26 protein-coding genes are annotated in these 22977 nt (G+C 40.0%); 8 read left to right on the top strand and 18 right to left on the bottom strand.

Features of this window, described 5'->3' with window-relative positions:
- Positions 1–20 precede the first annotated feature (20 nt).
- The 8 genes from BM095_RS02545 (at position 21) to BM095_RS02510 (ending at position 8702) form a co-directional block, all read left to right on the top strand.
- Entirely contained in the window at positions 21–1163 is a 1143-nt protein-coding gene (locus tag BM095_RS02545; RefSeq protein ID WP_091656962.1) for a THUMP domain-containing class I SAM-dependent RNA methyltransferase, read from the top strand.
- Positions 1164–1224: 61 nt separating this feature from the next.
- Positions 1225–1404 (top strand): hypothetical protein, encoded by a 180-nt coding sequence (locus BM095_RS02540; RefSeq protein WP_091656959.1) that lies wholly within the window; start codon positions 1225–1227, stop codon positions 1402–1404.
- 354 nt (positions 1405–1758) lie between these two features.
- On the top strand, positions 1759–2175 hold the full coding sequence (locus BM095_RS02535; protein ID WP_091656956.1) for a CoA-binding protein: 417 nt from the start codon (positions 1759–1761) through the stop codon (positions 2173–2175).
- 179 nt (positions 2176–2354) lie between these two features.
- Positions 2355–4331, top strand: a complete 1977-nt coding sequence (parE, locus tag BM095_RS02530) for a DNA topoisomerase IV subunit B (protein ID WP_091656953.1) — start codon at positions 2355–2357, stop codon at positions 4329–4331.
- 3 nt (positions 4332–4334) lie between these two features.
- Positions 4335–6791 (top strand): DNA topoisomerase IV subunit A, encoded by a 2457-nt coding sequence (gene parC, locus BM095_RS02525; RefSeq protein ID WP_091656951.1) that lies wholly within the window; start codon positions 4335–4337, stop codon positions 6789–6791.
- 40 nt (positions 6792–6831) lie between these two features.
- Entirely contained in the window at positions 6832–7332 is a 501-nt protein-coding gene (locus BM095_RS02520; protein ID WP_091656947.1) for a metal-dependent hydrolase, read from the top strand.
- 267 nt (positions 7333–7599) lie between these two features.
- Positions 7600–8325: a DUF421 domain-containing protein gene (locus BM095_RS02515; protein ID WP_091656943.1), complete on the top strand. Its 726-nt coding sequence runs from the start codon at positions 7600–7602 to the stop codon at positions 8323–8325.
- 23 nt (positions 8326–8348) lie between these two features.
- Positions 8349–8702, top strand: a complete 354-nt coding sequence (locus BM095_RS02510) for a DUF4363 family protein (protein ID WP_245757799.1) — start codon at positions 8349–8351, stop codon at positions 8700–8702.
- A 40-nt stretch (positions 8703–8742) separates the two neighbouring features.
- On the opposite strand, the gene BM095_RS16475 is transcribed toward BM095_RS02510, so the two are convergent.
- The 18 genes from BM095_RS16475 to BM095_RS02430 all read right to left on the bottom strand — a co-directional run bounded on the left by BM095_RS16475 (position 8743) and on the right by BM095_RS02430 (position 22858).
- Complete coding sequence (locus BM095_RS16475) at positions 8743–8919, bottom strand: hypothetical protein (protein ID WP_177194661.1); 177 nt, start codon at positions 8917–8919, stop codon at positions 8743–8745.
- Positions 8920–9108: 189 nt separating this feature from the next.
- Positions 9109–10053 carry a ketopantoate reductase family protein gene (locus tag BM095_RS02505; RefSeq protein WP_091656937.1) on the bottom strand — a complete coding sequence of 315 codons (945 nt, stop codon included), beginning with the start codon at positions 10051–10053 and terminating at the stop codon, positions 9109–9111.
- A 15-nt stretch (positions 10054–10068) separates the two neighbouring features.
- Positions 10069–10266: a hypothetical protein gene (locus BM095_RS02500; RefSeq protein ID WP_091656935.1), complete on the bottom strand. Its 198-nt coding sequence runs from the start codon at positions 10264–10266 to the stop codon at positions 10069–10071.
- A gap of 435 nt (positions 10267–10701) precedes the next feature.
- Positions 10702–11376: a 5,6-dimethylbenzimidazole synthase gene (gene bluB, locus BM095_RS02495; RefSeq protein WP_091656932.1), complete on the bottom strand. Its 675-nt coding sequence runs from the start codon at positions 11374–11376 to the stop codon at positions 10702–10704.
- A 38-nt stretch (positions 11377–11414) separates the two neighbouring features.
- The gene (locus BM095_RS02490; RefSeq protein ID WP_143083169.1) at positions 11415–11591 is read right to left on the bottom strand and encodes an aspartyl-phosphate phosphatase Spo0E family protein; all 177 of its coding nucleotides are present in this window, start codon (positions 11589–11591) and stop codon (positions 11415–11417) included.
- Positions 11592–11876: 285 nt separating this feature from the next.
- A complete protein-coding gene (locus BM095_RS02485) occupies positions 11877–12344 on the bottom strand; it encodes a hemerythrin domain-containing protein (protein WP_245757780.1) in 468 nt (155 codons plus the stop codon).
- A gap of 222 nt (positions 12345–12566) precedes the next feature.
- The gene (locus BM095_RS02480) at positions 12567–12857 is read right to left on the bottom strand and encodes a hypothetical protein (protein ID WP_091656927.1); all 291 of its coding nucleotides are present in this window, start codon (positions 12855–12857) and stop codon (positions 12567–12569) included.
- A 106-nt stretch (positions 12858–12963) separates the two neighbouring features.
- A complete protein-coding gene (locus BM095_RS02475) occupies positions 12964–13170 on the bottom strand; it encodes a BshB3 potential contributor to bacillithiol synthesis (RefSeq protein WP_245757779.1) in 207 nt (68 codons plus the stop codon).
- Positions 13171–13309: 139 nt separating this feature from the next.
- A complete protein-coding gene (locus BM095_RS02470; RefSeq protein WP_091656922.1) occupies positions 13310–13558 on the bottom strand; it encodes a YkuS family protein in 249 nt (82 codons plus the stop codon).
- A gap of 206 nt (positions 13559–13764) precedes the next feature.
- Positions 13765–15489: an assimilatory sulfite reductase (NADPH) hemoprotein subunit gene (gene cysI / locus BM095_RS02465; protein WP_091656919.1), complete on the bottom strand. Its 1725-nt coding sequence runs from the start codon at positions 15487–15489 to the stop codon at positions 13765–13767.
- 28 nt (positions 15490–15517) lie between these two features.
- Positions 15518–17356, bottom strand: coding sequence for an assimilatory sulfite reductase (NADPH) flavoprotein subunit (locus BM095_RS02460; protein WP_091656917.1), 1839 nt, complete (start codon positions 17354–17356; stop codon positions 15518–15520).
- An 18-nt stretch (positions 17357–17374) separates the two neighbouring features.
- Positions 17375–17518, bottom strand: coding sequence for a hypothetical protein (locus BM095_RS16470; RefSeq protein ID WP_177194660.1), 144 nt, complete (start codon positions 17516–17518; stop codon positions 17375–17377).
- A gap of 30 nt (positions 17519–17548) precedes the next feature.
- Positions 17549–18316: a sirohydrochlorin chelatase gene (locus BM095_RS02455; protein ID WP_177194659.1), complete on the bottom strand. Its 768-nt coding sequence runs from the start codon at positions 18314–18316 to the stop codon at positions 17549–17551.
- A 115-nt stretch (positions 18317–18431) separates the two neighbouring features.
- Entirely contained in the window at positions 18432–19220 is a 789-nt protein-coding gene (gene cobA, locus BM095_RS02450) for a uroporphyrinogen-III C-methyltransferase (RefSeq protein ID WP_091656911.1), read from the bottom strand.
- Positions 19221–19266: 46 nt separating this feature from the next.
- Complete coding sequence (gene cysC, locus BM095_RS02445) at positions 19267–19860, bottom strand: adenylyl-sulfate kinase (RefSeq protein WP_091656909.1); 594 nt, start codon at positions 19858–19860, stop codon at positions 19267–19269.
- Between the two features lie 34 nt (positions 19861–19894).
- Positions 19895–20974 (bottom strand): inorganic phosphate transporter, encoded by a 1080-nt coding sequence (locus tag BM095_RS02440; RefSeq protein ID WP_091656906.1) that lies wholly within the window; start codon positions 20972–20974, stop codon positions 19895–19897.
- A 12-nt stretch (positions 20975–20986) separates the two neighbouring features.
- Positions 20987–22126, bottom strand: coding sequence for a sulfate adenylyltransferase (gene sat, locus BM095_RS02435; RefSeq protein ID WP_091656904.1), 1140 nt, complete (start codon positions 22124–22126; stop codon positions 20987–20989).
- A gap of 21 nt (positions 22127–22147) precedes the next feature.
- Entirely contained in the window at positions 22148–22858 is a 711-nt protein-coding gene (locus tag BM095_RS02430) for a phosphoadenylyl-sulfate reductase (protein ID WP_091656901.1), read from the bottom strand.
- Positions 22859–22977: the final 119 nt, after the last annotated feature.

Here is a 22977-nt window from a genome sequence, read left to right as displayed (position 1 = left end):
TTAAAAAAAGGAGCAAAGCCATGAATAAACAGGTGACTCTTATCGCAACTGCCACTATGGGTCTTGAATCCCTTGTCGCACAAGAAGTAAAACAATTAGGTTACGGAGAGAACATGAAGGTTGAAAATGGAAAAGTAGAGTTTGAAGCACCGCTAGAAGCTATCGCGCGTGCAAATTTATGGCTTCGAACTTCTGACCGTGTGAAGATAAAAATGGCAGAGTTCCCCGCCTATTCTTTTGAAGAGTTATTCGAACAAACAAAAGCCGTGGCTTGGGAAGAATTTTTACCAAGCGATGCGGAATTTCCGGTAACCGGTCGTTCCGTGAAATCGAAGTTATATAGTGTACCAGACTGCCAAGCCATTGTAAAAAAAGCAATTGTCGAACGCTTAAAACAAACGTATCATACGGATTGGTTTCAAGAAGATGGACCTCTCTATAAAATTGAAATAGCCATTCATAAAGATAAGGCACAACTCACTATCGACACCACAGGACCTGGGCTGCATAAACGTGGTTATCGTCCGCTTCATAGCCAAGCCCCTCTAAAAGAGACATTAGCAGCCGGACTAGTTATGCTTACCAATTGGCATCCAGACCGACCATTTGCAGACTTATTTTGCGGTTCAGGAACCATTCCTATCGAAGCAGCTCTAATGGGACAGAATATTGCCCCTGGGTTCAATCGTGAATTTGTGGCTGAAAAATGGAATTGGCTCGGAAGCGACATTTGGGAAAAGGCACATGAAGAGGCGGAAGACGTAGCAAAATACGATCAACCACTCGAAATTATAGGTACGGATATAGACCACAAGATGATTGAGCTTTCAAAAGAAAATGCCAAAGAAGCAGGACTATATGGAGTGTTATCATTTAAGCAAATGCAAGCATCCGATTTTACAACAACAAAAGAAAGTGGATGCATCGTATCTAACCCTCCGTATGGTGAAAGAATCGGCGAAAAGGAAAAAGTAGAACAACTATACAAACAGCTGGGGCAAACGTTGCGCCCATTAGATACATGGTCGGTGTATATTATTACATCAAATGAAAAATTTGAGTCCTTATATGGCAAAAAAGCGACGAAAAAACGAAAGCTCTATAACGGAAATATAAAAACGGACTATTATCAATTTTGGGGTAAAAGAATACGTAAAAAATAGGCATAATCCCCTTCTTGAATGGATACGCTTTAAAAGTAGTATTTTCGAGGAGGGAATGGGTTTGGAGAAAATACAAAATCAACATCAGCTTGAATGTCTGCGTAAAATAGAAAAAGCGTTAGACAATGCAGAAAAACGATATAACATGTCACAGGCAGGTCTATACCCCGATCAGGCACTTACCCAAGTGAAGACAGACTTAAATAAAGCTTGGGAGTTTTACTTGAAACCACGTTCCTGACATAAAAAGCAAGTCAATACGTAGTACGTTAGAAAACCTTTCGTTCCAAAAACACGGATCGAAAGGTTATTTTTTCGCACCGTCATATATAGGAGCGATATTATTGAATTTTTTATGAAACGAAGAACTCCGAGACAGTTTGTGATTGATAATTTACAGAACAGTCATTCAATCCGTCCTTATTCTATACACCAGGGTATGGTAAAATGTAATGGATGATGTTAATTTACTAAATAATGGAGAAGCCTATCTAATCGAAAAGGAATGTCAGTCATTCATACGGGGGAAACAATAAGTAGTCGAACTGGATTACCGATGGTCACCTTGTATAGAAACGAAGGAGGATGATGTACCATGGATAGCTTTCCGTATCCATCCCGTAACGAAATTGGTGAAATATTAAAAGATAATAAAACCATTGCAGTGGTAGGATTATCAGATAACCCGGAACGTACTTCTTATCAAGTCAGCAGTGCTATGCAAGAAGCGGGATATAAGATTATCCCGGTTAACCCAAAAGCGAAAGAAGTCCTTGGAGAACGAGCCTACGCTTCTTTAAAAGACGTCAACGAACCGTTTGATATCGTAAACGTATTCCGAAGAAGCGAACACCTCCCGGCAGTGGCGAAAGAGGCTGTAGAAACAGATGCTAACATCTTTTGGGCCCAGCTTGGTTTAGAAAATGAAGAAGCATACAATATAGCAAAAGAAGCTGGAATGACTGTCATCATGAACCGGTGTATTAAAGTAGAACATGCGTTGACAAAATAGAAGAGACAGCGCTCATTTTAAGATGAGCGCTTCTTTTACGCTTCGAATACTTATTATTCTCTCCGTTTTCCCGCCCTGTGAACAAGTGTTCTCTTTTGTGTTATGATAAGAAATATAGTACAACTAATAAAAGGTAAACTCCATAGTTTGTGCGTACATAGGAGAAAGGAGACCTACGAATGAAGCAAACAGTGAACTACAATGATGATACAATACAGGTTCTTGAAGGTCTTGAAGCTGTGCGCAAGCGTCCAGGTATGTATATCGGCAGCACAGATGCGAGAGGATTGCATCACCTTGTTTTCGAAATATTAGACAATGCTGTCGATGAAGCATTAGCAGGTTTCGGTGACGTTATTGAAGTCACTCTCCATAAAGATAATAGCGTGTCCGTAAGAGACGAAGGAAGAGGTATTCCGACAGGGACCCATCGGACAGGTAAACCTACCCCAGAAGTTATTTTTACGGTACTCCATGCCGGCGGGAAGTTCGGTCAAGGCGGGTATGCTACGAGCGGGGGATTACATGGCGTCGGCGCCTCTGTAGTTAACGCTCTATCTGAATGGCTGACAGTGACTATTTGTAGAGACGGACAAATGTACCAACAAAAATTTTCACATGGTGGAAAGCCAATTACTTCCTTAAAAAAAGAGGGAAAAACAAAACAGACAGGAACAATGATACGTTTTAAGCCCGATCCTTCTGTGTTCAGTTCAACGACTTTTCAATACGATACGCTTGCAGAAAGATTACGAGAAGCATCTTTTCTTCTAAATGGTGTTACTATCCGCCTTCATGATGAAAGGCCGAAGAACAAAGAAGATTATAGAACGGACACATTTACATATGAAACTGGAATCCAGGCTTTTGTTGAATATTTGAATGAAGATAAAGAGATGCTTCATCCAGTCGTCTTTTTTGAAGGAAAGAGTCAAGATATTGAAGTAGAATTTGCTTTTCAATTCAACGATGCTTATACAGAAAATATTCTTTCTTTCGTTAACAATGTAAGAACGAGAGACGGAGGCACGCACGAATCAGGAGCGAAAACAGCAATAACAAGAGCCGTAAATGATTATGCTCGCAAGATGAATTTTCTTAAGGAAAAAGATAAAAACTTAGATGGTTCAGATATTAGAGAAGGCTTTACTGCTGTCATTTCTATTCGGATACCAGAAGACTTATTGCAATTTGAAGGTCAAACAAAAGGAAAACTTGGTACTCCGGAAGCGCGTTCAGCGGTAGACCAAGTCATTTCAGAAAAGCTGAGTTATTTCCTTGAAGAAAACGCATCTATTAGCTCCATGCTGGTGAAGAAAGCGATCAAAGCAGCTCAAGCTCGTGAAGCGGCACGAAAAGCTAGAGAAGAGGCAAGGCAAGGAAAGAAAAACAGGAAAAAAGATGTGTTGTTAAGCGGAAAACTCACACCCGCTCAATCTAAAAATCCGGAAAAAAATGAACTGTACCTCGTGGAGGGAGATTCCGCCGGCGGTTCAGCGAAACAAGGGAGAGACCGAAAATTCCAAGCCGTATTACCATTACGGGGAAAAGTCATTAATACAGAAAAGGCAAAGCTCGATGACATAATGAAAAATGAAGAAATTCGTACGATTATTTATGCCCTCGGTGCCGGAGTTGGAACAGACTTTTCTATGGAAGACCGCAATTACGATAAAGTGGTCGTTATGACAGATGCTGACACTGATGGTGCTCATATCCAAGTCTTATTACTTACTTTTTTCTATCGCTATATGCGTCCCTTGGTGGAAGCAGGAAAAGTATATATTGCCCTGCCTCCTTTGTATAAAGTCAGCAAAGGAAGCGGCAAGAAGGAAAAGATAGAATACGCTTGGGATGAGAGAGGATTAGAAGACGCCATTAAAAAAGTTGGGAAAGGATACACCATCCAACGATACAAAGGTCTAGGTGAAATGGATGCCACGCAGCTCTGGGAAACCACAATGAATCCAGAAACAAGAACGCTCATCCGCGTTACGATCGATGACCTTGCTCGTGCGGATAAAAGAGTAACAACATTAATGGGAGACAAAGTAGAGCCACGTAGAAAATGGATTGAATCCCATGTAGCATTTGGTCTCGAAGAAGAAACAAATATTTTAGAAAATGAAAATCTACATGTTACAAAGGAGGATTAAAGAGTGGCAGAGGCGGAAAAATTCTTAGATTTACCTCTAGAAGACGTACTTGGCGACAGATTTGGACGCTACAGTAAATATATTATCCAGGAACGTGCCTTGCCTGACGCAAGAGACGGCTTAAAACCTGTACAACGGCGCATCCTATACGCCATGCTTCAAGATGGGAATACGGCAGACAAACCTTTCCGTAAGGCTGCCAAGACGGTAGGGAATGTGATTGGTAATTATCATCCGCATGGAGATAGCTCGGTGTATGAGGCAATGGTACGGATGAGCCAAGAGTGGAAGAGCAGACTTCCTCTAATAGAAATGCACGGAAATAACGGCTCTATTGACGGGGATCCTCCTGCGGCTATGAGGTATACAGAAGCTCGCTTATCCTCTATAGCAGCAGAGCTGTTAAAAGATATAGAAAAAGATACAGTTGAACATATTCCTAATTTTGATGATTCCTTACAAGAGCCCGTCGTCTTACCCGCTTTATATCCCAATTTACTCGTAAATGGTTCGACCGGCATTTCATCGGGATATGCGACAGATATACCTCCTCATCATTTAGGGGAAGTGATCGATGCAACTTTGCTAGTCATGCAGAAACCTGCGTGTACGGTCGATGAGCTTATGACCGTTTTAAAAGGCCCCGATTTTCCAACAGGGGGGATTATACAAGGCGTAGATGGTATCAAAAAAGCGTATGAAACAGGTCGCGGTAAGATAGTTGTAAGAGCAAAAGCTGAAATCACTGAAGTGCGCGGAGGCCGGAAACAAATTGTCATCTCGGAAATCCCATATGACGTGGTGAAAGCAAATTTAGTCAAGAAAATGGACGAAATCCGATTTGATAAAAAAATAGAGGGCATTGCAGAAGTACGAGACGACACCGATCGAACTGGTTTGCGAATCGTTGTCGAGCTAAAAAGAGAAGCGGATCCTCATGGGATTTTAAATTATTTATACAAGACAACAGATTTACAAGTATCATATAACTTTAATATGGTCGCAATTCAAAACAAAACTCCAAAACTACTAGGGTTAAAAGAGATACTGAACGCATACATTGACCACCAGAAAGAAGTAGTGACAAACAAAAGCCGGTTTGAATTAGAAAAAGCCGAAAAAAGACAGCATATTGTAGAAGGTCTCATAAAAGCTGTTTCAGTCTTAGATGAAGTAATAGCTATTATTAGGTCTTCACGAGATAAAAAAGACGCAAAACATAACTTAATGGAACAATACCATTTTACGGAAGTCCAAGCGGAAGCTATTGTCACACTCCAATTATATCGTTTAACGAATACAGATGTTCAAACACTAGAAAACGAATCAGAAGAACTTGCAAAAGAAATAGAAAAATTAAAGGGCATCCTTTCTAGTGAAAAGAAACTATTAAATGTAATAAAAAGGCAATTACAACGTGTGAAAAAAGCATACGCGGACGATCGGAAAACGGTGATTGAAGACGAAATCGAAGAATTAAAAATTGATTTAGAAGTCATGGTACCTTCTGAAGACGTGATTGTTAGTATTACGAGAGAAGGGTATGTTAAAAGAACCAGTCTCCGGTCTTATAGCGCTTCTAATGAAGAGCCGCCCGGTATGAAAGAAACAGATGACTTGTTATTTGCACAACAGCTAAATACTACCGATACCTTGCTAATATTTACACAAAATGGACGATATATCTATATGCCCGTTCACCAACTGCCGGATATTCGTTGGAAAGACAATGCACAGCATATCGGTAATATTGTACAAGTTGAACCAGACGATATATTAATTCAAGCGATACCTGTGTCTGAGTTTAATGAGGATAGATTCCTCGTATTCTTTACAAAACAAGGAATGGTAAAACGTACTGCTTTATCTGCTTATCAAGCTCAACGTTATACTCGAGCTCTTGTTGCGGTTAAATTAAAAGATAATGACGAAGTGAGAAACATACAGCTGACAAATGGAGAAACTGATATATTTATCGGGACACACAATGGTTTCGGTCTGCGATTTCCAGAGTCTGAAGTATCTCCAGTCGGTCAACGAGCAGCCGGGGTAAAAGGAATAAACCTGAAGAAAAATGACACCGTAGTAAATGGTTTTTGTGTTCCAGCAAATAATGATTCGTCGTGGCTGATTGCAATGACCCAGCGAGGGGCAATGAAAAAAATGTCTCTAAAAGAATTCGAGTCAGGGTCTCGGGCAAATAGAGGGGTAGTTATGCTCCGTGAGCTAAAGACAAAACCCCATTTCATCGTCGGCTTAGAATTAATAAACCAAGATGTCGATGTACAAATTCGTACGGAAGAGGATCAAGTATCGACGCAGTCCACCAGCAGCTTACGCCCCGTTGATCGTTACAATAACGGCTCTTTTGTCATTGATGTAGAAGAGAGTGGTAACATCCGGGAGATATGGATAAAAACAGATCATTTAAATATAACTACAGAAGCAGATAAAACTTAACAATACAATTATTATGTAAACTATTAGAAAGGTAATATGTATGAATGCAGGTACACATGCTATTGGAGCTATTGCAACAGGAACTTTTTATTTAACTATCTCATCGTTACCAATTACAACGATTTACAGCCCAGAAGGAATAGTTTTCACCGCTAGTGCGTTAGCGGGTGGGCTGCTGCCTGACATTTGCCAGCCTTTTTCATGGATTGGAAGACGAACGGGAATTCTTTCAAAATTGATTGGTAAGATATTTGGGCATCGAACAATCACACACAGTATACTTTTTGTCTTTTTTATGTATCTCGTAGTAGAGGGAATACCTGGAGTATACGGAACAGCCATTCAAGCAGGTTTATTAAGCGGGATAATTAGCCACATTTTATTGGACATGCTCACGACACGTGGTGTGGCTATATTATATCCCATTAAATACAATGTAAGTTTTCCTGTCACCACAAAAACAGGTTCTATTTTTGGCGAAGGACTCATTTCATTGTTAATGCTTGGATGGATCATTTACTACGCAATGGGTCTTGCTTAGTGAAATGCCTGTTCATTATGTAACGAGTTACATAGTGGAGTTTGGATTAATTTTTCTTCCGTCTCATTATCTTAAGTTTACTTAGTATATGAGACGGTTTTTTCATCTTTTCTTTTACTTCTTATAATATATATTATGTAAACTTAAAACAAAAGAAAGCCGTTGGATTCATTCTTCCCATGTTCATATCCCCCTTCTCCTCCACAGAATAAAAATGCGAGTTACAGGAAAGGATAAACATATGTCTTCTTCATTAGGTGAACATTTATGCAAGAATCACTGGTTGTGATTGTGAGAGCATTTATTACGTTCTTTGTAATCCTTATTTATGCTCGTCTTATAGGCAAACAGCAAATCGGTAACTTTACCATGTTTGATTATATAAACGGGATTACAATTGGCTCTATAGCTGCAGCAATGGCTACAGATTTAACTACGAAAGCCATGGTGCATTGGCTTGCTCTATCCGTATTTTTAATATTGACGTTTGCTTTACAATGGATCGGGATTAAAAGCTCTTTTTGGTCCAAAGTTCAAGATTCTGAACCGGTTGTGTTAATGCAAAACGGTAAAATATTAGAACATAATTTAAAAAAAGTCCGCATTACTAAGAATGAATTAATGGCACAGCTTCGGCAAAAAAATATCTTCTCTCCCTTAGAAGTTGGACTTGCCTTATTAGAACCAGATGGCTCTGTATCGGTTCTCCCAGAATCCCCTTATTTGCCGGTCCAAAAAAAAGACTTACATATCCCTTATCATATCGCGCGACTAACGACGGAAGTGATCAATGATGGAAAAATAATTGAACAAAACCTTAAACAGCGAAATAAAAATAAGGAATGGTTACTCGACAACATTCAAAAAGCTGAAGTTGACATTAGCCAAATAGCATTTGCTGCTATATTGCCAAATGACACACTCTACATTGATACATTTGCTGACGATGTTGGAGATGAAAACAATGTTAGTGACTTTCAAGGACCTTATTAAAGGAAATGATTACATTGAATAAAATGCTTCTATACTGTATTCCTACGCTGTTCATGCTATTATCTGCTGCATTATTGGCGGGTGGAACGTGGATAAAGGAACCGCTAGGAGAAAAACATGATATCATGGCCCAAATGGAGTACATGCATTCCCTTATTGATAAAAAAGAATGGGAGAAAGCTTCAGATGAATATGACAATGTGGAAGCTTCTTGGGAAACCATCTCAAAAAGAGTTCAATTCAGCGTTGAGCGCGACGATTTGGAAGCCATCAATGAAACATTAGCAAAAATCAAAGGTGGCATGAAACAAAAAGATACAAGTATCGTTTACCCCGAGCTTTATTACTTCTACGAACTATGGGAACAATTAGGTTAAAAGTACAGGAAGACCAGTTAGGCCTTCCCTCCATTGGACACTATCCGTTTATATAGTTATCGTTTATATTGTGATTTTCTTTCGGTGAAAACGCATCTTGCTGTAAGCTTATATCTTCTTGGTCAGGATGCTCTGTCGTATGATCAATCTCACGTATCGTTTCTCTTTCAATTTCCTTAGCTTTCTTGTCACGTTTTCTTTCTTTATCTCCAGCCATGTTAGAAATAGCCCCTCCCCGTTTATATTTCGTAAGAACATTTCTAGTGTATGAGGGTCTTTCTATGATTAAACGAGGAAAATAATGTTGCGCCATTGACCCTGTTACTACTTTTTCGTACGACTTTGCATACTTCTAGTAAATTTGTCAGAATATTAATACAAACATAATATGTGGTGGCCCGTTACCTTACTTAGAAGAAGAAACAGAAATGGAGTAGCTAGCCTCTATCATTTTAATTAAATCGGTTATCATCTCGTTATAAGGAGTAGAGATCGAGTGTTTTTTTCCCAATGAGACAACAGCACCGTTAATATAATCGATTTCTGTTTTTCTTTTTTCTATAATATCAGTCAGCATAGAAGACTTATTTTCACCTATGTCTTCATAACCAATACGTATACATTTCCTTAAGATCTCCTCATCGTGGAACGATATGCCTTCAGCTTGTGCTACCATTGCTGCTTCCCGGACTACTTTTTCGATAATACGTTTCCCCTGACTTGAGCGAACAGCATCTCCATTTCTTAAACGTGTAATAGCTGTTAAGCCATTGTAAGCTATATTTATCATTAACTTATTCCATATCACTCGTTGTATATCGGGAACCACATAGGATTCTAATCCACTGGCTGATAAAAGTTGGACGAAGTGCGTTAATTTTTCATTGTTTGTATTGGTTTCTCCAATATATGTTTTACCAAATGCCCTTTGCGCAATGACTCCGTTCTCTATAACACCTGCTCCCGTCTCGGTCCCTCCAACACTAACGATATGCTTCGGGGCAATCTTTTTTATCGTTTCTGCATTGCCAAGTCCATTTTGAAGAGACAAAATAATCGAGTTTCTGTTCAAATGAGGGAGTAACGAAAGTAGTACTTTTTCTGTCGCAAAAGCCTTAACTAATACAATGACAATATCATAATAGTCATCGATCATTTCTGGTGAGTGAAAGACAGTCATAGAAACCGTTTGATTTACTCCACCGTCGACCAATACCGTTAACCCTTCCATGTTAATTTTATCTGTATGGTTATTTTTACGATTATACATATGTACTGTTGCTCCTTGGCTCGCTAGCTTTGCTGCAAAAAGCGAACCCATGGCACCAGCACCTACTATCAATATTTTCAACCGTTCTCTCCTCCACTATTTATTTCTATTCTTCATCAATTTTTGCTTCTCCATAAGGTCATGAGCTTTTTCAATAAGGTCTGTTAATACTTCCCCTTTGTACACTTTCCCATACTTCGTGTTTTCTTGATAATATTCAACGATTTGATCTAATAATTGTGCCGTCTCATTTTTTACTCTTACGTTGAGTTGCACCTTTTGTTCCTTTTCCAAGAGCGGTTCCTCCTTGCATACTGGAACTATGCTAGCTATCTAATAGTGACTGCTATCAATTTGATAGCACCCGCTATATTTATCAATTATACAAGAAATTCCTAAGGTTTTGTAATGTTATCTGTATTTCACTTCTGAACGAAGTTACTATGTTTGAGTAAAAAATAGTTCTCATCCCTCTTACGTAATTGTGCCAATTTTAAACTGAGAACTAGAAGCTTCCCTTGTTACACCACAGTCCTTTTACCCTGCTTTATTTGATTCTCAAGAGAAACATTTTAGACACAAAAATATCGCCTGCTTTCGTTCATGCAATGTTGAAGTCCTCAACATGTCGAAAGCGGCGATTATTTAAGTTTAGTGTAATCATTTCGTACGTACCTTTAAGGAACGAGAGCAAAGCAGCCACGTTGTATCGTCTGGCTGACACTGCCACTATTCTTGGCTGGAAGACGCGGTTTTTTCTTTATTCCCCCATGTATTATGAAAAATGAGAGGTTCCATTTCTTGTCTTTGCTCCCAGTTTACAGTCTCTAAGATAGGTTTTTCCGGGTAAGTGTCGGTATAACCTAGAGAAATTAAAGCGGTAGGGTCTATGTGTGGCGGGATGTCTAAAATGTCACGTATGTCATTTTTTTTGTAAAAACTAACCCACCCCATTGCTATCCCCTCTGCACATGACGCGAGCCACATATTTTGGATAGCACAAGCTGTTGACATCATATCTGTCTCAGGTATGGAATTCCTGCCGAGCACGTGAGATCCCCCTTTGGTGGGGTCACAAGTTACACAAATAGTTAACGGCGCTTCTTTTAAACCTTCTACTTTAAGTTCAAGAAACTTCGTCTCTCTTTCACCTTCATAATGAATAGCTAAAGCCTTTCTCTCTTTTTCCGCGGCCCACGCTAACTTATCTTTTACGTCTTTATGGTTAATTAGGATGAAATTCCACGGTTGCATAAAACCAACAGATGGTGCGTGGTGAGCAGCATTTAAAATTCTGAACACAGCTTCATCAGGGAGAGGTTTATCCAAAAAACTCCGTACGTCTCTTCGTGTATATATAGCTTTATAAACTGCTTCTCTCTCTGCATCTGTAAATTTATTCATTTTGTCACTCCCATGTCTTAAAAGTTACATTCTCCTTATTATTTCATTGTACTTCTATAACTCTGTATGAAAACCCCCTTTTTTGAATGTTGATACTTATTTAAAAGTACATCCAACTCCTGACTGCAGATAACCGTTTTTTCATCTGTCAGCCCGTAACGCGCCGCAGTAATATGCATCTTCCGTCGCTTCCAAGCGATTCTGATTTTTAACAAAACATATCTTAAAATAGTAGCCAACTCCTATTGCTTATGTAATGTCAATAAAACATTCTATATCAGCCTACAACAAACAATTTTAAATTGTTGTTGAAATTTGTCTATAACTATAAGCATTTATTTAAATCTTTTTACGCCTTATAGAACGAACGTACTGTCAGGGAATAAAAACCCATATTCGTATATAAACGGTTCAACCGTGTACTGAAAGAGAGATAAATCGTAGACATTCTCCTTTTAACATATACATACAGAGTTCTCTATTCTTTCGTGATATGATTGTTACGTGAAATAAACGGATAACTCTTGAAGTTTCTCTTCGGGGATGGCTTTTTCAATGACAGGGAAAATGATACGTTCTTCTTTTCGTACATGTTCTTCTAACATCTGCCCTAGTTCATGCATGCGTGGAAGTAATTCTTCTGGTGTAGAATCAGGGGAGTCCTGAATGAGAGAGTAAAAAGCCGAGCGAATTTTCACATGTTCTATTAGCATCTCTTGTATTTCCGGGGTTTCAATGGGACCGTATTCATAATAGGCAGGCAACAAAATTTCCTCTTCCTCACGAAAATGGTTTTGCCCATCAGGTTCCCAAAATTCTTTCAGATCATGCCATACCTTTTCGACGGAATCCCTTGCCTCTTCTGTGCCGGCTCTTTTTAACTTTAGCGCTAAAAAGAGCGCACTATGATGATGGTGCGATAACGGATATAATGATTCATGCCTCTTTATTCCTTTCCCTTTTCCCATAACCTCACCGCCTTAAACTTGTACATTCTTGTATATATCATACCATGTAAAATAAAGAATAAAACGCTGGATTTTTTCATGTTGATAAATGATTTCTTAGGGTTTCAGGTAAGAATTTTAAAAAGGAGTGCATGCTGATTTTCATTTATTGATCAGCATCGAAACGCATGAGATGGAAACACCTCATGCGTTTCTTCAAAAATTCTTGAATGAAAGAAGATGTTACTCAGTCGATTTGTCTTCGCTGTTCATCACATCCGGCAATAGTTCTTCAGCAAAAGCAGCTTGTGTGCGTGATCCGCCACGTTGCGCATTAGCAAACATTTCTTGAATCGGTTGCTGTTTATTATTATTTCGATTTTGACTCAAGCCAAACCATGCAGCCGCTCCTGCTCCAAGACCTAATAAAGTCATCAGCATACCTTTCCAATTCCCATTTCGATTGTTATTAAAGTTAAAAGCCTTTCTACGTCTTCTATTGAAAAATGGGTTGTTCCTGCGGAAATTGTTCATACTCAGTTCCCCTCTTTCCCTGGTTATTCAGTATGGGGGAGAGGAAGCATCCCCACGGTTTTATCATTAGCGAAGAACGCGACTTTTATAAATTATATTTTTTCCATTATGTAAGGAACCAGATCACACCAACTAGTAGAAGGATAGCAGGTAAAATTATAATATAAATTACCGTTAAATTAGTTAAACTTTTTTTACTATCATAGTTTTTATCTTCAATTTGAGTAAGCGCGATTGTTACAACGAGAGCGATCAAACAAATAATGATTGCTATTATTAACGAAATATTCAACCCTTTTGTCTCCTTTCCCAAATAGGTGCAACCACTATTTTACCATATCGCCCTGTACTTCATAAGCGTAAGGTAACAATAGAAAAGAGATCTGCCAGGTAAGCAGACCTCTTATATTCTCTAATTATTATGGAATGACACTGACTTTCCAATAACAAGGTTATTGTTGTTGCAGCTTTTCTTCTACTTGTGTCGTGATTTCGTTTGCACTAAATCCATGGGCATTAATAACTGAACCTTGAGTAGCACTATCTTGTATATTCATCATGTTTTGATCCTGGCCTGTAATCACACAGCAGTCACAGCCTTGCGCATCTTTTTCTTGTTGAAGAGTAACCACTTGATGTCCCTTTTCTACGAGGGCCTGTTGTACATCTGTTAAAGATTCTTCCACTCCTATTTTAGCCATCTTCATCCTCCTTGCAGTTAAGTAATCTCCGTCTTATATTGTTCACTATCTAAATAATAATACTGTTTGTATTTACGTCTAAGACAGGGTGATATTAAATAGTTAAATGCAAGGCACACTATGCACGATGGCTTATTTCGCTTTAGACTAAACAGGCACATCTTGCTGAATCTCCAAGATGCCTTTTGTATTGGCTGTACTGGAACTTATAACTCATGAAAATCCAAACCTGACTGTACAGATTTCACGTATCCTGCACGAATCGTAAAATCACCAAAATGTTCTCCCTCTTGCCGATTTGCTGCATAATCGTGAAAAATCGGCGTTAGTGCAGATATAATTTCTTCCTCGCCGATATTTTCTCGATATAATTTATTTAATCTCTCCCCAGTAAATCCACCGCCAAGATATAAGTTATACTTTCCAGGTGCTTTTCCAATAAAGGCAATTTCAGCAAGAGGGGCACGAGAGCACCCATTTGGACAGCCAGACATTCTGATTACAATGTCTTCTTCTCTTAAACCAGCTTCATTCAGTATTTCTTCAATGGTATCAAGTAAAGAAGGAAGGTAACGCTCGGATTCCGCCATTGCCAGACCACAAGTAGGTAATGCCACGCACGCTATAGAATTTCGTCTTAGGGCAGAGGCATAACTTCCGTCCGATAAACCGTATTGATCGATTAAGGACTCAATTTCTTTCCTCTTCTCCTCCGATACATTACTAATGATCAAGTTCTGATTAGGGGTGAGTCGAAATTCACCATGGTGCACTTTTGCGATTTCTCTTAAACCGGTTTTCAAGAGTGCGTTTCCATCATCCCGTACGCGTCCGTTTTGAATAAATAACGTGAAATGCCAGTGGTCATTTGCACCTTTTACCCAACCAAAACGGTCACCGTTATGTTCGAATTGATAGGACTCACCAGGTTCGAGCTCCCATCCTAACCTCTCATGAAGTTCATCAAGAATTACAGATAATCCAAGTCGGTCAATCGTATATTTAAAACGAGCATTTTTACGAACAGAACGGTTTCCATAGTCTCTTTGGATGGAGATCACATTTTCCGCTACTTCAAGTATTTGTTCAGGCTTGCAAAAACCTGCCAAACGCGCAACTTGAGGGTATGTTTTTGTGTCTCCATGTGACATTCCCATGCCTCCGCCGATCAGCACATTGAACCCTTTTAATTTATTTTCCTCCAATATAGCAATGAACCCAAGATCTTGAGAGAAAACATCGACATCATTAGAAGGCGGGACAGCCATACCAATTTTAAATTTTCTTGGTAAATATGTTTTTCCGTATAATGGTTCTGTTTCCATTTCTTTTTCTGTTCCTGCTACTTTCTCGTCCCCTACCCATATTTCATGGTAAGCTCTCGTTTTCGGAGAGAGATGTTCACTTAATTTCTTTGACCATTCATATACTTCGGAATGAATATCCGATTGATATGGGTTTGGATTACACATGACATTTCTATTGACGTCGCCGCAGGCAGCAAGCGTATCTAACAAGGATTCATTGATCTCTTTCATCGTGTTTTTCATATTCCATTTTACGATCCCGTGCATTTGGAACGCTTGCCTTGTTGTCAGTTTTAAACTCCCATCGGCATATTCACCGGCTATTCGATCCATTGTCAGCCATTGGTCTGGAGTAGCCACACCGCCGGGGGCCCGTACTCTCACCATAAATTGGTAAGCAGGCTCCAGTTTTTGCAGACGCCGTTCATTTCTAACATCTCTATCATCTTGCAAGTAACTTCCATGAAATTTCATTAAACGGTTGTCATCATCTGGTATACCGGCACTTAGCGGGTCCGTAAGTGTGTCCTGCAAGGTACCTCGTAAATAATTACTCTTTTCTTTGATGTGCTCGACATCACTTGGAGGTCCTAATTGGGAAGCCTCCTGTTTTATTTTACTCATTCTTTATCTCCCTTTCTTCCCTTTTTTCTTAATAAACGTCCCTTTGATAACGTTTTTGACGTTGCATCTCTTGAAGATATGTTATAGATTCTTCTTCTTTCATGCCGCCTTCCTCCTGTAAAATCGTTAGCAGCGTCTGATGAACATCCCCAGCCATCTTTTTCTCATCTCCACATACATAAATCACTGCTCCGTCATTTATCCAGCGGTACAATTCGTTACTATTTTCCATCATTCGATCCTGAACATAAATTTTTTCGTTCGTATCACGTGAAAACGCTAGATCTATTTTTGTTAAGATCCCGTCTTTATGATATTGCTGCCACTCGGTTTGATATAAAAAATCAGTGTGGAAATGTTGATCACCGAAGAACAGCCAATTTTTACCGTTTGCTCCGACTTCTTCTCTTTCTTCTAAAAAAGCGCGAAAAGGAGCAACTCCTGTTCCAGGTCCTACCATGATAATAGGCGTATCTGGATCGTCAGGAAGTTTAAAGTTCGGATTAGGCTGTACGAACACAGGTAATGTATCTCCCGGCTGTGAACGCTCTGCACATTGAATTGAGCACACACCGGTGCGGTCTCTACCGTTAGCATGATATCTAACGGCTCCAATCGTTAAATGGACTTCATCTGGATTAGCCTCGTGACTACTAGCAATGGAATATAACCGCGGAGGCATTTTTCGTAAAATAGAGACAAATTGACTTGGCGGTACATTCCATGGACCAAAGTCTTTCCCAACATCTATAAGGTCTCTGCCCGACATGTATTCTTTTAACGCTTTCTCGTTTTCGATGAGTTGATGTAAATCTTCGTTATCTGTAAATTTTGCTGCTTTTTCCAAAAGCGGTTTTGTTAAAACTGTAATTTCATAATGAGAACGCAGTGCTTCTTGAAGAGAAAGCTGCTTTCCTTTTTTATTTACTACAATCGGTTCATCAGGGTCCCAACTCATCTCATCAATAAGACGATGTACAATAAAAGGATCATTCTCTGGGAAAATACCGATACTATCTCCAGGAGCAAATTTAAACCCTGAGCCTTCAAGAGATAACTCCAAGTGACGAGTCTCTTTATTGGATCCGCGTCCATTTAAATTAATATTTTCAAGGATCTCTGCCATAAAAGGATTTGTTCTTCCGTATGAAGTCTGGACTTTTTCAGCGGTTTTCCCAAGTGTTGCAGTCTGAGGTGTCGGTTCAGAAACGGCTGTGCTATCTTGCAAGGCATCAATCACACCGCTCATCCAAGCTTCAACCTCTTCCTCAAAGTCAACATCACAATCGATACGTTCATACAACCGTTTTCCACCCAGTTGTTCCAGACGCTTATCAAAGTCTTTTCCCGTTTGACAGAAAAACTCATAGGAGGTATCTCCCAATGCCAACACAGAAAAGTGGGTGTCTGTTAAATCAGGAGCTTTTCGGCTGTGTAAAAATTCATAAAAGCTGAGCGCATTATCTGGAGGATCTCCCTCTCCATGGGTACTTGAAATCACGAATAAATGATTTACTTTCTTAAGTTCTTTTGGCTTATAATTTTCCATGGAAAAAAGTTCAGCCTCAAAACCCGCATTCTGCAACTTTTCTTGAAAACTATCCGCTATCATCTGGCCATTCCCAGTCTGAGATGCAAATAAAATAGTTGCTTTTTGAGACACACTCTGAGAGCTCACCTCTTTATTGGGCTTTTCTGCGACCTCTACCGCAGCTGCATGTTCTCCTGCATGTAATACCGTCTCCGTGCTGGCTGTCAGAAAACCACTCAGCCATATTTTTTGCTCCTCTGTTAAAGTCGGCAAAATCATATTGAGGAGCTCCGTCTGTTTATCATTAAAGGGGCTGTTGTAAGTCTGAAGCTGCAACAGTGCACACCTCCGTTTTTATTTGTTTTTCTTCTTTTTCTTTTCTTCCTTCAAGATCATCTGTTTCCAATCTCTTCTACTATGATCAAGAGTATTTAAATGTTCTTGGTATCCGTCTTCATACAATTTTACTAATTCATCGTATATTCTTTTTACAAGCAATGAACTCACTCCGATACTAACCTGCCTTAGTCAAAAGGAGGGACATGTGCCTTGAACACTCATTTTGTTTGCTGCTTCATCGACTCTCTCCACTAACACATCACGTATGAAAGGGTGATACCCTAAAGTCTCACACAAAACAAATGCTTGTGCAGGGCTTGTGAATTCCTCAACCTTCTTTTTTAACGTATCGAGAAGTACTCCTGAAAACAGAAGATACGGAAGGACCAATACCCGGTCATATTCCGATTGTTTTGCTTTAAGGAAGCCTTGCCATATATCTGGCTGAACACCGTACATAAATGCCAGTTCCACATGTTGATATTGGTAGATGTCAAGAAGGCGTCTTTTTATTTCTTCCATATCGTGCTTTACCGAAGGGTTTTTACTTCCTCTTCCGATAAGGAGCACCATATCATTTCCTAAACTGTCTGTGTTTTTTTCCTGAATGCGGTCATGAACGCTCTCCGCCATTTTGTCATGCACTCCGAGTGTATTACCGTAGGAAAATTCAATTGCAGGATAACGCTCCTTAGCTTTTTCTATTTTTGATGGAATATCGTAGAGTGCATGGCCTGCTGTCAATAGAAGCACAGGCATGATCACAATTCTAGTTGCGCCTTGCACAGCACACTTCTCAATTCCCTCTTCTATCGAAGGAGAGGCGAATTCTAAAAAACAAGTTTCTTGAATGGGTTTGTTAATTCTGCGTTTCACATGGTCTATAAACAGTGCAGCCTCTTCCACCCCAGCTTTTACGCGACTTCCGTGTCCAACATATAGAATAGCCGTAGACATGACTAACTCCTTTTCTCTTCCATATAAATTCATTCCAATACACTCTAAGCGTTGGTGAAACAGTAAAGTCTCGGAACTCAATCTTTTTCGTCATAATTACAAAGCCACAAAAATCTTAAACTTGAGCTTTTTGGTAACCACGTCCAACTGAATCGGCAGCTGAGAGTTGTTCAAACCATTTTATTTTTTCACGGAGAGTAACGACTTCCCCAATGATGATCACACTGGGATTTTTAACATTTGCGGCTGTTGCTTTGTCTGCTAATGTCTCCAACGTTGCTGTTACTGTTTGCTGATTACCAGTCGTTCCCATATAAATAACAGCAGCAGGTGTCGTGCCTGGTCTCCCGTGATCCATTAATTTTTCCGAAATGAGAGGCAAATGACTGACCCCCATATATATGGCAATGGTGTCCACACCTTTCGCAAGATGTTCCCATTGGATATCTTTATCTGAACCTTTTTGTTGATGTCCGGTAACGAGCGCAAACGACGAACTCAGTTTTCGATGTGTAACTGGAATACCAGCGTAGAGAGGGGCCGCTATGCCAGATGTGATTCCCGGTACAACTTCAAATGAAATTCCATTCTCAACGAGTGCCTCCGCTTCCTCTGCTCCCCTTCCGAAAACAAAAGGATCCCCGCCTTTTAATCGAACAACCGTTTTTCCTTGCAGCGCATGTTTGATTAAAAAATGATTGATTGTTTCTTGCTTCATTGCATGATATTTCGGGAGCTTGCCGCAAAATATTAAGTCTGCCCGTTCGTTGGCGTATTCCAATAGCTCCGGATTCACCAGTCGATCATAAAGAATAACCTCTGCTTTTTGAATACACTTTAATCCTTTTACGGTGATCAGATCAGCTGCTCCCGGGCCTGCACCGACTAAATAGACTTTCCCCATGGTCATCCCTCTCTTAGATAGAATCATTACTATTTCAGACTTGTAATTAAAGCAATCCTTTCTCTTTCAAATGTGTTTTTATCAATGTGATGGATTGCTCGATAGAATGGTTATCCGTTTCAATGGTTATTTCGGGATCACTCGGCTCTTCATATGGCGAGTCGACCCCCGTAAAATTCGTTATGTGACCGTCACGTGCTTTTTTATACAGTCCTTTCGGATCCCTCTTTTCACACGTTTCTAAGCGACATTTCACATAAACTTCAATAAATTCATCTTCTTCTAACAGATTACGTACATTCTCCCGATCTTCCTGATAAGGAGAAATAAAAGCTGCCGCTGTGATTACCCCCGCATCCACAAATAATTTTGCAGTTTCTCCAATCCTGCGGATATTTTCTTTCCGGTCTGCAGCTCCAAATCCCAGGTCTTTATTTAGACCATGCCGAATGTTATCTCCATCGAGTACATATACCGCTTTTCCGTCTTCAAACAACTCTCTTGTTAAGGCGTTAGCCAGCGTTGATTTTCCTGACCCGGACAACCCTGTAAACCATAAAACAAAACTTTTATGGCCGTTTTTATTTTGCCGCTCCTTTTTGCTAACCGATGAACCATGCCAAACAATATTAGAACTCATTGTTAATCTCTCCTATAAATTTAGTTGGTTTTATTTATATGCCACTTCCTTCATCATGGAATTGGCTTTTCTCTTTTTTAATTAATCGAGACAAATGAATAGATCCTAACGTAGCAATAAAAACGCTCATCAAAACGATGCATGTGTATAGGTCTTCATGAATAAAAATCATCATTAAAGCATATGAGACGACGAGTGACACAACAGGAGATAAGAGCCATACATTCACAATTTGTCTTAATATCGATTTCTGCCAGAGTCTCATCCCGTATTGGGAAGCTCCTATCCCTGCAATAGCGGTAGTTGTGACTTGAGTGAGCGGGACAGGAATCCCCGCGAGTGAAGCTGCAATAACAAGTGAACCACCGGTCGTTGAAACAGCGATTCCTTGTGAGACAGATAGCGGGATAATCCTTTTCCCATTTGTTTCAAGCACCTTTCCTCCTAATAACATGCATCCTAAACCAAGAAAAATCCCTCCATAAAACAGTGCGGAAGGAACCGATATCACTCCCGCTCCAACCAAAGGCCCTACCGCATTCCCTACATTATTCATTCCGGCCGCAAACGCTTCTGTCAGTCCGGCTGCGATTAACAGATATGGCAACAATGACTTCCATTTTTTCTTTTTTAATAATAGAGGATATCTTTGCTTCGTTATTTGGATCACTTTCCCAAAAAAGAAAGATATTAAAAAGGAGACACAAGGAATAATGAACCAAAAGATTAAAATGATCACAAGATTATAGATATATATATCTTTATAGGCGAGACCTACACCAACCAGTGAACCGATGACAACTTCACTTGTTGAAAGAGGAATTCCCAGTATGTTGGCGATAAATAAAGTAAAGCAGGCGCCACATAAAATAATTACCACTGTGCCAGGTTCGATTACCGAATGAGGAATAATCCCTTCTCCAATCGTTTTTACAACTTCACCGCCTGCCAGTGCTCCTGCAAATGCACTTATACCAGCAAGAAACACTGCAAGCGAACGTTTTTTAATGGCGCCACTTCCATAAGCAGGACCCATGGAAGCCGCAGTACCACTAGCTCCTATGTTCATTGCAAAGAAGAAAGCTATTATATATGCTGCAATGATCCAGTCCATACACTCGCCTACCTATACTGTTTCTTTCATTCCTGAGATCAACACTTTGACCACTTCTGGACGACTGAATTCTTCAGGCGGCATTTCTCCGTTTTTTAACATTTCTCTGACTTTCGTACCAGAGAGAATCACATGGTCTTCTTTGTCGTGAGGACAAGTTTTCGCTGATGCCATATTTTTGCACTTTTTGCAATAAAAACTGTGTTCAAAGAAAAGAGGTGTGATACCAAGCTCATCGGCCTCAAACTCGCGGAATATTTTTTGAGCATCATACGTTCCATAATAATCACCAACGCCGGCATGATCCCGGCCGACAATAAAATGCGTGCAACCATAGTTTTTTCTAACAATAGCATGAAAAACAGCTTCTCGCGGTCCTGCATATCGCATTGCAGCTGGAAAAACAGCCAAGAAAGTCCGGTCCTGAGGATAATAATGTTTTAAAATTGTTTCATAACTGTTGAGTCGAACGTCTGCAGGAATGTCGTCGGCTTTTGTAGCCCCAACGAGCGGGTTTAAGAAGAGACCATCCACTGTTTCTAACGCCGATTTTTGAATATATTCATGCGCGCGATGTACCGGATTCCGAGTTTGAAAACCTACGACTTTTTCCCATTCTCTCTTCTTAAATTCAGCTCTCGTTTCTTCAGGGTCTAGATAATATTTGCTGAATTGATCGTGTTCTATCGTTTTTGTTACCGTTACCGGCCCCCCTACATACGTATCAGGTCGACTGTACACTTTTTCTACCCCCGGATGATTGTTATCCGTTGTTTGATACACACATTCAGCTTCTTTTTCTTTATCAGGAATGTAGATAGATTCTACAACAATGTATCCTACATCTTCCCCTTTATAATGAAGAATAGCTTTGTCCCCAATTTGGAGCTCGGCAGCTTCCTCATCATGGACAGGAAGAGTAATGGGAATGGACCAAACGAGACCGTTCGCAAGACGCATATGTTTCGTCACAGAATCATAGTCTGATTCATTTAAGAAGCCAGTTAACGGACTGAAAGCCCCATTGGCAATAAGTTCTATATCTGAAATTGCAATCTCATCTACTTCGATACGGGTCTGAATGTCTGTTAATTGTTCTTGTGTATTCTTTCGGTTAATCAGTGTTCCTCCGTGTGGTATACTTGTTGTCAATTAAATCACTCCTTACATCGTTTATCGGTGAAGTCCGCACTCTGTTTTCCCCATGCCTTTCCACCGTCCATTTCTTCCGTCTTCTCCATCCGTTACTGCTGTCGTACAATGAAAACAGCCAATGCTCGGATAGTTTTGATCATGAAGCGTGTTATACGGCAGGTCATGTGTGGTGATATAGGCCCAAACATCGTCCCACGTCCAGTGAATGAGTGGACAGACTTTTATGGATTTAAATCTAGCGTCTGGGTTAATGAACTGTGTGTTCTTTCGGGACGGTGATTGCTCCCGTCGCAAACCTGAAATCCATGCATCGTAATGGGCAAGCTCTTTTTCTAATGGCATCATTTTACGAAGAGAACAGCACGTATCAGGGTCCTTTTTCCATAATTCATCCCCGTATTGTTTACTCTGTTCATCTTGGCTGATGCGAGGCTTTACAACATGAATAGAAAGCTGTGAAAAGCGTTTCTGTACTTTTTCAAGCAGCTGATAGGTTTCCTGAAAATGAAATTCGGTGTCTAAAAATATCACATTTGCTCCAGGTTGTACTTTACTGATTAAATCAAGAAGCACCATCCCTTCTGCTCCGAGACTGCAAGCATAGACAATATTATCGTCATACATGCCATAAGCCCAACGCAGTATATCTATGGCTGTTTTTTCTTGTAATTCCGTCTCGTTTATTTGGTCACACTCTTTGTATACCGAATCACTATAAACAATACTCATCTTACGCCCCCTCTTCTTTTTAACAACAATAGCGCCAGGCGCCCGCCTATCGGCGACAAGCGCCGCAGGGCGGGTTGAAGCGACCTCGAGCCGATGGCGCCTGAAGCTAGACGCAGCTA

The sequence above is a fragment of the Alteribacillus iranensis genome (assembly GCF_900113025.1).
In the GTDB taxonomy this organism is placed as follows: domain Bacteria; phylum Bacillota; class Bacilli; order Bacillales; family Marinococcaceae; genus Alteribacillus_A; species Alteribacillus_A iranensis.
This window is presented reverse-complemented; position numbering and strand designations above follow the sequence as displayed.